Raw genomic sequence first — 12,753 nt, 5'->3', positions numbered from 1 at the left:
ACTCAGGCGGTTTAATCGCTGGGGCGTCGATTAGGTTCCATGTGCGCGCTTTGCGGCGGCGCCGCGCCTCCCTACATGGCAGCGTGGATGCCCCCCGATATCGCCCCGCCCCGCCTCGATAAACCGATGCTGCCGACCCTGCGTCGCTTCCTCCCCTATCTCTGGCCCGCGGGCGAGACCGGGTTGAAGCTGCGGATCGTCGTGTCGCTGCTGCTCGTGCTGTGTTCGAAGCTCGTCCAGGTCTATGGCGCGCCGTTCGCGTTGCAGGGTGCGGTCGACGGCATGGCTTCTGGCGACCGATCTGCGACGATGCTGATCGTGCTGCTCGTCGTCGGCTATGCCGCCGCGCGGCTCGGCACGACGCTGTTCGACAATTTGCGCAACACCGTGTTCGAACGTGTCGGCCAGGACGCGACCCGGCGGCTGGCGTCGCAGGTGTTCCGCCATCTCCACGCGCTCGGGCTCGACTTCCATCTCTCGCGGCGCACCGGCGCGGTGACCAAGGTGATCGAACGCGGCACCAAAAGCATCGACACGATGCTGTATTTTCTCCTGTTCAACATCGCGCCGACGATCCTCGAACTCGGCATGGTGGTGGGGCTGTTCTGGACCAAGTTCGGCTGGCCCTTGGTCGCCGCGACGCTGACGATGGTCGTGGTCTATATCTGGTTCACCCGGATGGTCACCGACTGGCGCACCGCGTTGCGCGCCGAGATGAACGACCTCGACACCGGCGCGGTCGCGCACGCGGTCGATTCGCTGCTCAATTTCGAAACGGTCAAATACTTCGGCGCCGAGGAGCGCGAGGCGCGGCGCTACGACCAGGCGGTATCCGCCTATGCCACCGCGGCGGTGCGCTCCGAAAACTCGCTCGCGTGGCTCAACGTCGGTCAGGCGACGATCACCAACCTGATGATGGCGGGCGGGATGGCCTATATCGTCTATGGGTGGAGCCAGGGGCGCTTCACTGCGGGCAATGTCGTGTTCGTGTCGACGTTGCTCGCGCAGCTGTTCCGCCCGTTGGACCTGCTCGGCATGGTCTATCGCACGATCCGCCAGGGCGTGATCGACATGGGCGCGATGTTTGACCTGGTCGATACCCCCGCGACGATCGTCGATGCGCCCGACGCCACCGTGCTGAGCGTGCCGCGCGGGCACGTCCGGTTCGAGGACGTCCGCTTCGGCTACGAGCCGGGGCGCGATATCCTGAAGGGGATCGACCTCGAGATCGCGCCGGGATCGACGCTCGCGGTGGTCGGTCCCTCGGGCGCGGGCAAGTCCACCCTCGCGCGGCTGATGTACCGCTTCTACGACCTGACCGGCGGCCGGATCACGATCGACGATCAGGATATCGCGCAGGTGACGCAAGCGTCGCTCCGCGCCGCGATCGGGATCGTGCCCCAGGACACCGTGCTGTTCAACGACACGATCGGCTACAACATCGCCTATGGTCGCGAGGGCGCGGGCCAGCCCGAGATCGAACGCGCCGCGCAGGGTGCGGCGATCGCGGGGTTCATCGAACGCCAGACTGACGGCTATGCCACCCGCGTCGGCGAACGCGGGCTGAAACTGTCGGGCGGCGAGAAGCAACGCGTCGCGATCGCGCGCACCTTGCTCAAGAACCCCCCCGTGTTGATCCTCGACGAGGCGACCAGCGCGCTCGATAGCCGGACCGAGGCCGACATCCTCGACACGCTCGAGGCGATCGAGCGCGACCGCACCACGATCGTCATCGCGCACCGGCTGTCGACCGTCGTCGATGCCGATCAGATCGTCGTGCTCGACGCCGGGCGGATCGCCGAACGCGGCAGCCATGCCGAACTGCTCCGCCACCGTGGGCTCTACGCCGACATGTGGGCACGCCAGGCCCGCGAGCGCGAAGAGGCGCTTGCCGCGGAATAAATGCGGCCATAACCCGGTTCATCGCCAATCCAGCCACGCTTTGCTAGGACCGCCGTCATGACACGCACCCTCCTGCTCGCCGCGACCGCGCTGGTCGCCATCCTTCCCATGACCGCCACCGCCCAGCAGGGCCAGAAAGCCATATCCGCCAACCTCGCGACCAACCCGTTCGCCAAGCCGAGCACGCTGCCGTTCGAGGCGCCGCCGTTCGACAAGATCAAGGACACCGACTACCAGCCCGCGATCGAAGCGGGGATGGCGCGACAGCTCGCCGAAGTCCGCGCGATCGACGCGACCAAGGCTGCGCCCACCTTCGACAACACGATCGCGGCGCTCGAACGCTCGGGCCGGATGCTCGATCGCGCCAACAACGCGTTCAGCGCGGTGACGGGTGCCAACACCAATGACACGCTCCAGGCCGCCGAAAAGGCGCTCGCACCGAAATTCGCCGCGCATGCCGACGCGATCAACCTCGATCCCAAGCTCTTTGCGCGGGTCGGTGCGCTCTACGACAAGCGCGCCGCGCTGAAGCTCGATCCCGAACAGGCGATGGTGCTCCAGCTGACCTATGAGAATATGGTGCGCGCGGGCGCGAATCTGTCGCCCGCAGACAAGGTGCAGCTGTCGAAGCTCAATAGCCAGCTCTCGACCCTGGAGACCGATTTCCAGCAGAAGTTGCTGGCGGGGACCAAGGCGGGGGCGCTCGTCGTCGATGACCAGGCGAAGCTCGCCGGCATGACCGACGCCGAGATCGCCGCCGCCGCCGCCGCTGCGAAGGAGCGCGGGCTCGCCGGCAAATACCTCCTGCCGTTGCAGAACACGACGCAGCAGCCCGCGCTCGCCGAGATCAAGGATCGTGCAACCCGCCAGGCGCTGTTCGACGCCAGCTGGACTCGCAGCGAAAAGGGCGATGCCAACGACACCCGCGCCGACATCGCCGAGCTCGCGCTGCTTCGCGCGCAAAAGGCGAAGCTGTTGGGCTTCGGCACCTGGGCCGACTATGTTCTCCAGAACCAGATGGCCAAGACGCCGGGCACCGCCTTGGGCTTCATGCAGCAGCTTGGCCGCCCGGTGGCGGTTGAACAGCGCCGCGAGGCCGCGGACCTCACCCAGCTCATCAAGCAGCAGGGCGGCGACTTCGCTGTCACGCCCGCGGACTGGAATTTCTATTCCGAACAGCTCAGAAAGGCGAAATACGACCTCAACCAGGACGAATTGAAACCCTATTTCGAGATCCAAAAGGTACTCAGCGATGGCGTCTTCTACGCCGCCAACCAGCTCTACGGGGTGACGTTCAAGCGCCGCACCGACCTTCCCGTCTGGCAGCCCGACGTGATGACGTATGAGGTGTTCGACGCCGACGGCAGCCATCTCGGCCTGATGTATTTCGACTATTGGAAGCGCGACAATAAATCCGGCGGCGCGTGGATGTCGAACCTGGTCGGCCAGTCGAAACTGCTGGGCACATCGCCCGTGATCTACAACGTCGCGAATTTCACCAAGCCCGCGGCGGGCCAGCCTGCGCTCATCACCTTCGACGACGTGACCACGATGTTCCATGAATTCGGCCACGCGCTCCACGGCCTGTTCGCGGACCAGGCCTATCCGAGCGTGTCGGGCACCAGCGTGGCGCGCGATTTCGTCGAATTCCCCTCGCAATTCAACGAACATTGGGCGCTCGATCCCAAGATTCTCCCGCACTATGCGGTCAACTACAAGACGGGCGAGGTTATCCCTCAATCGCTGGTCGACAAGATCAAGCGTGCGTCGGCCTTCGACACCGGCTATTCGTTCGGCGAGACGCTGACCGCAGCGGAGCTCGACATGAGCTGGCATTCGCTGACCGCAGCGGACGGCAAGCAAGACGTCGACGCCTTCGAGAAGAAGGCACTCGCCGCGACCGGGCTCGATACCCGCGACGTGCCCCCGCGTTATCGCACCAGCTATTTTCGCCACATCTGGGCGAACGGCTATTCGGCGGGCTATTATGCGTACATCTGGACCAAGATGCTCGACGAAAACGCGTATGACTGGTTCGAGGACCATGGCGGCCTCACCCGCGCCAATGGCCAGCGCTTCCGCGACATGATCCTGTCGAAGGGGCATACCGAGGATTACGCCCCGATGTTCCGCGCGTTCTACGGCGCCGACCCCCAGGTCGCACCGTTGCTCAAGAGCCTGGGCCTCAACGCCGACGGATCGCGGATTGCCGAGGACGGCCCCAGCCGATCAGCCCGAAAAAAGGACGACTAAGCGATCGGCCTTCACAGGGCCGCGGCGAGCCAATCGGGAATCAGCGCATCGCCGAGCGCCTCGACGCGGCGGAGTTCGACCGTGAGCGCGAGATCGGGGTAGCGCGCGCGGGTACGGGCGCCGGGTTCGCCGAGCGGCGCGACGACGAGGCGGCGGTTGACCTTGGCGCGGTGGTGCATCCGCGCGGTGTTCTCCTGCCCGACATAACAGCCCTTGGTGAAGCTCACGCCGCCGAGTTCGCGCGCGTTGCATTCGAGCCAGAGCGTTTCCCCCGATCCGAGCTCGCCGACCCCCTCGGTGACGCCGAACGACAAGCGGTGGGCGTGCCAGCCGGTGGCGGGGTCGCCCGGGTCGCCGAGCCAACGGCGACCGAGCGCGGGCAGGCGGGGGTCGTGATCGCGCGCGTCGGCGTCCGCAACCGGCGACCAGTGGACCGCGGCGGGGCTCGGCTCGATCGTGATCGCGCGGCGCAGCCGGTACATCGACAGCCGCCGCGCGAGGATGTCGGCCTGGTCCGCTTCGGCGTCGATCAGCACCGCATCGCCATCGGCCCACAGCATGAAATCGAACAAGGCCTTCCCCTGCGGGGTCAGCAGCCCGGCCCATTGCGGCGCCGCGGGGGTCAGCGCCGCGACGTCGGTGGTCACGAGCCCCTGGAGAAAAGCGCGCACCTCGTCGCCCGCCAGCCGCAGGATGGCCCGATCGGTGAGCTGGGTTCCGGTTTCAGTCATCCGCCCGAGATAGGGTGCGGCGCGCGAAACCCAACTGGTCGCCCCCGGTCTGGCGGAACCGCGCCGCCGCCGCTAGGTCGGCGCGATGACCCAGCGCCTGACGATCCGCACCCCCGATGATTGGCATGTCCACCTGCGCGATGGCGCGATGCTCGCCGCGGTCGCGGACGCTACGGCGCGGCAATTCGGGCGTGCGATCGTGATGCCCAATCTTGCGCCGCCGGTGACGACCGCGGCGATGGCGCGCGCGTATCGCGATCGGATCGTCGCGGCGTTGCCCTCCGGGCGGCGGTTCACCCCGCTGATGACGTGTTACCTGACCGATACCGCGGACGCCGCGGCGATCATCGACGGCTATGAGCAGGGCGTATTTGCCGCGTGTAAGCTCTATCCCGCCAATGCGACGACGAATTCGGCGCATGGCGTCACCGATCTCAGCGCGATCCGCCCGGTGTTCGAAGCGATGCAGCGCACGGGGATGCCGCTGCTGATCCATGGCGAGGTGACCGACCGCGCGGTCGACATTTTCGATCGCGAGGCGGTGTTCATCGACCGCGTGCTCGTGCCGCTGCGGCGCGACTTCCCCGAACTGCGCATCGTCCTCGAACACATCACCACCGAACAGGCGGCGGCGTTCGTCGCAGCGGGAGACGATATGATGGCGGCGACAATCACCCCGCACCATCTCCACATCAACCGCAACGCGATGTTCGACGGTGGCATCCGCCCGCACGCCTATTGCCTGCCCGTCGCCAAGCGCGAGGCGCATCGGCTGGCGCTGCGCCGCGCCGCGACGTCGGGATCGCCGCGGTTCTTCCTCGGCACCGACAGCGCGCCGCATGCGCGCGGTGCCAAGGAAAGCGATTGCGGGTGCGCGGGGATCTTCAACGCGCCGTTCGCGCTCGAAAGCTATCTTGAAGTGTTCGACGAAGAGGGCGCGCTCGACCGGTTCGAAGGCTTTGCCTCGGAGCATGGCGCGCGCTTCTACGGGCTCCCCCTCAATGACGGCACCGTGACGTTCGAGCGCGCGCCGACGGTGGTGCCGACAGCGATCGGATCGGGCGAGACCGAGGTCGTGCCGTTCCATGCGGGCGAGACGCTCGGCTGGCGACTGGTCGACTAGCGCGCGCTGGCTTTACCCGGACGGGCGATTGCCGTTGAAGGGACCGGCGGTAGAGCGACGATCGTCATCGACTGCATTGCCGCCGCGTCATCCCGCGACCGCGGCGTCGGGTTGGCCCGCGACCAGGGTGTTGATGTAGGCGAGCGCGAGGTCGCGGCTGCGATAGAAACCATAGGCCGCGGTTTCCTGCCGCTCCACGATCGGGAAGGTCGAATAGATGTAGCGGATATCGTCGCGACCGGCGGCGGGGTCCGCGGGATCATAGACACCGTACAGGATGAAATAGAGCGCATCGAGCTTGGCGCGCAGGTGCAGGCGGCGCTCGTCGTCCCAGACGAACGGCGGCAGCACCTCGCCCGCCGCGTCGACGTGCCCCATATCGCGCGCGAACGGGGCCATGTCGTGCGCGGTGTAGGTGAGTTCGAGCACCGCCGCCTTGACGATCTCGGCGGCGGACTTGGCGCCGAACAGGCGGGTATAAGCGACGGGCGGGATGACAGGGAGTTGTTCGACGATGAACCAGTTCAGATGCTGGCCTTGCACCTTTTGCCGGGCGACAAAATCATAGACCGTCGCATTCAGGTTCCCGGCGAACAGCGCCAGCTTGGCAGGATCGGGCGTTCCAATGTCGGGTGTCAGGTCGATCAACGGCAACGTGTTGCCCGCCGCACCGCTTGGCGTGATCGCGGCGATCATCGTGCGAACATTGGTCGGAGCCGTGACGTCCTTGAAGCCCAACGCATAAGGATGCCGTGCAAGTCCGGGCGGCGGTTGAATCCAGAATTGCGGGTCCGCCAGCCACGCGGCATCTGATGACTGCGCCGGCGAGGCGGCTAGCGGTTGGGCGGGGCGGTTCAGGTTTTCTGGATTTACAACGACGCTGGCGGCGCGATGATCGAACGCCTGTACCATTTTGCCTTCGTAAAGCTGTACCCACTCGCCAGCCTTGGACTGCCAGCGATTACCACCGATCGGCCATGCGCCCTCCGCTTCCTCCAGTTCGACCTTGGTACGGAACAGGTGGCTGTCGTTGGTCATATGGAACATCGTGGCATATTTGACCGGCCATGCCGCGACGGGGGCGGGGCCGGATCTGTCCACCAGCACGGGCAGGCGATCGTAGATCGCGGTGGTCAACGCCATGTCGCGGCGGGTGCGGAAGATCGGCGCGGTCCCGGTGTTCGGATTGACCCGCCCGAAGTCCGCGGCGGTGATCGGAAAGGCTTGGTCGGTATTCTTCCGTTCATCGACGGCGTGAAGATAAAACGCGCAATTCGCAGCGGGGAATGTCCGGGCAGGGCTGAACACGATAACGGAGAATTTGAAACTGGCATGGACGTCGGGAAAGAACACCTTTTTGTTCTCGAAATCGTAGAGCGCCTTCAAATGGCTGCCGGTCGCCACCTTGCGGAAAAATTCGGACGCCGACAGGTCCGATGCAATGCCGCTGGGTGTCAACAGACCGACCATGCCGCCGGGTCGCACCAGCGCATGCGCGCGTTCGACGAACAGGCTGTAGAGGTTGATGTCGCCGCGGCTGAGCAACGGGTAATGGCCGGACTTGCGCGCGATGCGCAGCGTGTCGGCGGCGCGCCGATCCGCCGTTTCGTAATCGGCGAACAGCGGGTCGCCCGCCGTGTCCAGCGCCTTGATCATGGTCTTGCGATCGGAGGCGCGCTGCGCCTTGGCGATATCGGGCCGTCGCGCCGCGAACCATTCGACCTGTTGCAGCTTGATCCGGTCCCACGGCGGGTTGCCGACCACCGCGTCGAACCGCCTTCGCGGCCCTTGCTCGCCCAATTGCTCCACACGCCGGGAAAGGTGATTTGCCAGTTGAGGAAGCGCTCTTCGCCGATCAGCGCGCGTGCCGCGGTCCAGATCGCGAGGAACCGTTCCGCCTCGTCGGGCTTGGCGCGGTACGCTTCGGGGGCCTTGCGCCCGCGCGCGATCGGGATCGGTTCGCCGAATTGACCGTCGAGCCATAGGCTGACCAGCGCCTTGTCCGGCCCCTTCAGGTCGAGCCAGTCGAGCGCGTGCATGAAGCTGACGAAGCCGTCGAGCGGCCCGGTCTGCGCCTCGACTTCATGCCACATATCGGCGGAGTTTTTGGCTTCGGCGATTTCGGCGTCCGTCAGCGCCTCGATCCGCTGCATGACCGCGGCCTGGCGCTCCGCGTTGCGCAGTTCCTCGACATAGAGCAGTTCGCCGCCCTTGCCCGCCTTGTCGATCGCATCGCGCACCCACAAGCCGAACAGGCTGTCGCCCGCCGCGAGATGATGGTCGATGAAGCTGAGCGGCGCGCCGACCGTGAAGGTGTGGAGCCACAACGACACCTTCGCCAGTTCGACCGCCATCGGGTTCTTGTCGGCGCCATAGACGCAGCGCTTCAACACCATGCGCTTGACCAATTGGGGGTCGTCCAGTTGCTCTTCGCTGACGCTCCAGCGGGCATCCTCGGCATTGTGGCGGATGGTCGCGCGGACCTTGCGGATTTCCTCGGCTACCGGCGATTCGTAATCGAGCGCCGCGGTGTCGCGGGCAAGCGTGCGCGCTTCGTCGATCGCGACCAGCGTGTGGTTGGTCAGCCGATCGACCAGACTGACCAGAAAATGGCCCGAGCCCATCGCGGGATCGCAAATGCGCAGCCGCGTGATCGCCTTGGCCGGATCGACCTTTTGCAGTTGCGCGATGCGATAATCCTCGCTGTCGCCCGCCTTCGACCGCGCCAGTTCGGCCTTGAAGGCGTCGAGCGCGTCGGTGATCAGCGGTTCGAGCGTCTCGTCGAGGATCAGCAGCACCAGGTCGTCGGGGGTGTAATAGCTGCCCGAATTCTTGCGCGCGAAGATATTGGGGCGGATCGCGACCGCGCCCGCCGCGTCGCGGACCAGCTCGAATTCGAGCAGGCGTTCGTAGATCGACCCGAGTTGCTGCACCGACAGATCGCGATAATTGATATAGCGCCGCCGCCCGCCGTGTTGCTCGAACGACAGGATATCGATCGCGTCGGCCATCACGTCGTCGCCGAGCGCGATCGCCTTCAACAACGGCGTCTTGTCGGCGTTGAACAGCCCGCCGTTATACGGCGGCAACCCCACCGATGCGTCGCCCAGGTCGATCATGTCGGCAAGGTTGGCGAAGTGATTCCAGATATTCTTCGCGACCGACGAGAACACGTCGCCGCCGTCCTTGCGCCGCCCGATTTCCAGCCGCCGGTCACGCAGCGCATAATCGTCGAAGCGTTTGTCGCGCACCGGCAACAGCCCCCGGTCCTCGGCGTACAGCACGAACAGCAACCGATAGAGCAGGATCAGCGTCGCTTGGCGGACGTCGTCCAGATCGGTGGCGGCGGGCGCGGCGCGCGCGACCGCCTTGCCAAGCGCTGGATAAAGCCGGGTGAACACGAGGTCGGACAGGCTCTTGGCGACGCGTTCTTCGTAAAACGCGGCGTCGCGGCGCGCGGTATCGTGAAAGCTGGGGGCCTTCGCACTCGGTCGCTCGAACGCGGTGCGCGCGAACATCGCGATGAACACCGCCAGCCAATGGTCGCGCTCCTGGTCGCCGACCCCGGTATCGAGCAAATCGGGGTCGAGCCGCATGATGCGCGCCAGGTCCAGTTCGAGATAGTCGTCGATGGTCGATCGAGCGCCCGAAAAATACAGCCGCCACTTGCTGCCGTTGGTAAGAATACCCCAGCGCAGCTCGCCGTTGGTCAGGTCGTCGATGCGCCGGAGATAGCGCAGCAACTGGGTCGAGGGCGTGTCCTTTTCGGTCTTGCCCTCGGCCCGGTCGAGCGCGCGGCCCCAGCGTTTGCTTTCGATGACCGCCGCGCCGAATTGGTAGCGCAGCCACTCTTGCGGATGCCCGTTCGCAGTGGCCTTCGCCGGCGCGTCGATGAACAACAGGCCGTCGGGCACGTCGACGCGCCCGGTGGCGGACAGATTCTGCTGGGTGAGATAGTCGGTCCAGCCCAGCACCCCCAGGATGGGCCAGATCACATCGGCTTCGGTGGTCGCCTCGTTGGGTTTGCTGGCATGCGGAAAGCCCGCCAGAATCTCGGCAAGCGCCGCTCGGGCGGCGGCGGGATCGACCGCGCGATACTGGGCGGTGTCCGCGATACCCTGCGACAGATAGTCCTGGGTAAACAGCGCGCCGGACGTAAACAGGCTCGGATCATTCATGCGCGCACCAATCTTGACCGGCGATCGTCATGAATCCCACCGATGTGAGCGCGCAGCTTAGCGGGGGGCACGCCGTCCGGGCAAGGCGGGTTACGCCTTTCGTCGAATGGCCGCGACCAAGGCGCCGACGTTGGGTTGGCGTTCCAACCCGGCCCGGCATGCCAGCCTATGCTGGCATGCCGGATGCGAGGGCGCTCGGGTGGGGCGTCTTGCCGCGTTAGGCGACCGAATCCACCACCGCATGGCTGCTCGATTCGTCTGCCGTGATCGTGCCCCCGAACAACATCTTGACGCGGCCCGACAGCGAAATATCGGTTTCCCACAGCTCGGCGCTGTCGATGTCGAACCGCAGCAGCGTCAGATTGGGGTCGGTCTTGCCGCCCGGAAACCAGGCCTCGACCTGCTTGTTCCACAGCTTGTCGATCTGCGCCCGGTCGTTGTCGACGCTGACGTCGCCATCGAGGCACGCGAAGAAATCATGCCCCTTGGCCGCGAAATGCGCCGTCGCGGGCCCGCCGCCCGCAATCCGGTTGTCCTTGCCCGCGAAGAAGAACAGCGTGTTGGGCCGATCGTCGTCGAGTTGCGCGGTCATCGGCTCGTGATGCGCGTCGCTGTCTGCGAGGCCGATCATCACGAACGGGCTGTCCTTGAGCTTCGCCAGGAACGTCTCGGCGACGTGCTGCGGGGTGTCATTGGCCATTCTTGTTCTCCCATGAAACGTTGATAGAAGAACGATGCCGGCGGGGGTTGGTTGCGACCACCCCCGCCACGCGCCCTCACAAAACCTCGAACAGCCCCGCCGCGCCCATGCCGCCGCCGACGCACATCGTCACAACGACGTATTTGGCGCCGCGGCGCTTGCCTTCGATCAGCGCATGGCCGGTGCAGCGCGCGCCGGTCATGCCATAGGGGTGGCCGATCGAGATCGAGCCGCCGTTGACGTTGAGCAACTCATCCGGGATGCCGAGCTTGTCGCGGCAATACAGCACCTGCACCGCGAACGCTTCGTTGAGCTCCCACAACCCGATGTCGTCCATCTTGAGGCCGTTGCGCTCGAGCAGCTTGGGGATCGCGAAGACCGGGCCGATCCCCATCTCGTCGGGATCGGTGCCCGCGACTGCCATGCCGACATAACGGCCGAGTGGGGTCAGCCCGCGCTTTTCGGCGAGCGATGCTTCCATCAGCACGCTGGCCGACGCGCCGTCGGACAGCTGGCTGGCGTTGCCTGCGGTGATCGTGCCGTCGGGCCCGACGACGGGCTTCAACGATTTCAGGCCTTCGAGCGTGGTATCGGGCCGGTTACCCTCGTCCTTGCTCAGCGTCACCTCCTTGTAGGTGACCTCCTTGGTGTCCTTGTTCACGATCGCCATCGTCGCGGTGACGGGCACGATCTCGTCGTCGAACTTGCCCGCGGCCTGCGCGGCGGCGGTGCGCATCTGCGACTGATAGCCATAGTCGTCCATCGCATCGCGGCTGATATTGTAGCGCTTGCCGACGATCTCCGCGGTCTGGAGCATCGGCATGTAGATGTTGGGCTGCATCGCGAGCAGCTCGGGATCGGGCGCGACGCGCATCTGCGGGGTCTGGACCAGGCTGATCGAATCGACCCCGCCGCCGATCGCGACATCCATGTTGTCGACGATGATCTCCTTCGCCGCGGTGGCGATCGCCATCAGGCCCGACGCGCACTGGCGGTCGACCGACATCCCCGACACGCTGGTCGGCAGCCCGGCGCGGAGCAGCGAGGTACGCGCGATATTGCCCGCCTGATGCCCCTGCTGGAGCGCGGAACCGATCACGACATCCTGGACCTCGGCACCGTCGATTTTCGCGCGTTCCACCGCGGCCTTGATCGCGTGGCTCGCGAGGGTGGGGGAGGGCAGGTTGTTGAACGCCCCGCGATAGGCGCGGCCGATCGGGGTGCGGGCGGTGGAAACGATGACGGCTGAGCGCATGGGGTGGGTCCTAACTTCTTGCCCCCCTCCCGCGTGCGGGAGGGGTTGGGGGAGGGCTTGTGACGGTCGGTGCTCGGGAGGACAGCCCCCCAGCCCCTCCCGCACGCGGAAGGGGGATTTACACGAAAATCTGGCTGATCCATTCGGCGATCATCGCGGGCTTGTCCTGGCCCTCGATCTCGACGGTGAATTCATTGGTCTGCTGATACTGGCCGGGGCGTTTCTCGGCGAATTCGAGGAGCTTGAAGCGACCGCGCACCTTCGAGCCCGAGCGGACGGGGGTCAGGAAACGGACCTTGTTGCCGCCGTAGTTGACGCCCATCTTCACGCCTTCGAGCTTGGGCGCATCGGCGACCTTGCTCGACAGCAGCGGCATCAGCGACAGCGTAAGGAAGCCGTGCGCGATGGTACCGCCGAACGGCGTCATCTTCGCAGCTTCCGGGTTGACGTGGATGAACTGGTGATCGCCGGTCGCATCCGCAAACTTGTCGATCATCTCCTGGGTCACCTCGACCCAGTCGGACACGGTCTCGGTCCCGATGCGGTTCTTCATCTCGTCGACGGTGATCGTCGTCACGGGATTCCCCTCAGATATGGTTTGGCGCTAAGCG

9 protein-coding genes are annotated in these 12,753 nt (G+C 65.7%); 3 read left to right on the top strand and 6 right to left on the bottom strand.

The annotated features are described in order from the left end of the window. Positions 1-87: 87 nt before the first annotated feature. Positions 88-1,902: an ABCB family ABC transporter ATP-binding protein/permease gene (locus EAH84_RS00555; RefSeq protein ID WP_194150339.1), complete on the top strand. Its 1,815-nt coding sequence runs from the start codon at positions 88-90 to the stop codon at positions 1,900-1,902. Positions 1,903-1,959: 57 nt separating this feature from the next. Beyond that, the gene (locus EAH84_RS00550; RefSeq protein WP_206663918.1) at positions 1,960-4,155 is read left to right on the top strand and encodes a M3 family metallopeptidase; all 2,196 of its coding nucleotides are present in this window, start codon (positions 1,960-1,962) and stop codon (positions 4,153-4,155) included. A gap of 11 nt (positions 4,156-4,166) precedes the next feature. Here the strand turns inward: EAH84_RS00550 and EAH84_RS00545 are convergent, their stop codons facing one another. Further along, positions 4,167-4,886, bottom strand: coding sequence for a YgfZ/GcvT domain-containing protein (locus EAH84_RS00545; protein WP_140866123.1), 720 nt, complete (start codon positions 4,884-4,886; stop codon positions 4,167-4,169). Between the two features lie 85 nt (positions 4,887-4,971). On the opposite strand from EAH84_RS00545, the gene pyrC reads away from it, so the two are divergent. Further along, complete coding sequence (gene pyrC / locus EAH84_RS00540; RefSeq protein ID WP_140866120.1) at positions 4,972-6,009, top strand: dihydroorotase; 1,038 nt, start codon at positions 4,972-4,974, stop codon at positions 6,007-6,009. An 87-nt stretch (positions 6,010-6,096) separates the two neighbouring features. Here pyrC and EAH84_RS16180 read toward each other — a convergent pair whose 3' ends face one another. From EAH84_RS16180 to EAH84_RS00520, 5 genes are all read right to left on the bottom strand, one after another. Further along, on the bottom strand, positions 6,097-7,773 hold the full coding sequence (locus tag EAH84_RS16180; protein ID WP_206663917.1) for an Eco57I restriction-modification methylase domain-containing protein: 1,677 nt from the start codon (positions 7,771-7,773) through the stop codon (positions 6,097-6,099). Then, positions 7,662-10,187: a hypothetical protein gene (locus tag EAH84_RS16175; RefSeq protein WP_206663916.1), complete on the bottom strand. Its 2,526-nt coding sequence runs from the start codon at positions 10,185-10,187 to the stop codon at positions 7,662-7,664. The genes EAH84_RS16180 and EAH84_RS16175 overlap by 112 nt, the downstream gene beginning before the upstream one ends. A gap of 217 nt (positions 10,188-10,404) precedes the next feature. Next, on the bottom strand, positions 10,405-10,887 hold the full coding sequence (locus EAH84_RS00530) for a pyridoxamine 5'-phosphate oxidase family protein (protein ID WP_140866117.1): 483 nt from the start codon (positions 10,885-10,887) through the stop codon (positions 10,405-10,407). Between the two features lie 76 nt (positions 10,888-10,963). Next, on the bottom strand, positions 10,964-12,142 hold the full coding sequence (locus tag EAH84_RS00525; RefSeq protein WP_140866114.1) for an acetyl-CoA C-acyltransferase: 1,179 nt from the start codon (positions 12,140-12,142) through the stop codon (positions 10,964-10,966). A gap of 118 nt (positions 12,143-12,260) precedes the next feature. Continuing rightward, positions 12,261-12,719, bottom strand: coding sequence for a MaoC family dehydratase (locus tag EAH84_RS00520; RefSeq protein ID WP_277753708.1), 459 nt, complete (start codon positions 12,717-12,719; stop codon positions 12,261-12,263). Positions 12,720-12,753 lie beyond the last annotated feature (34 nt).

It is taken from the genome of Sphingomonas oligophenolica (genome assembly GCF_006438955.1).
Taxonomy (GTDB): Bacteria; Pseudomonadota; Alphaproteobacteria; order Sphingomonadales; family Sphingomonadaceae; genus Sphingomonas; species Sphingomonas oligophenolica_A.
The sequence above is the reverse complement of the archived record's forward strand: the minus strand, read 5'-3'. Positions and strand labels throughout refer to the sequence as shown.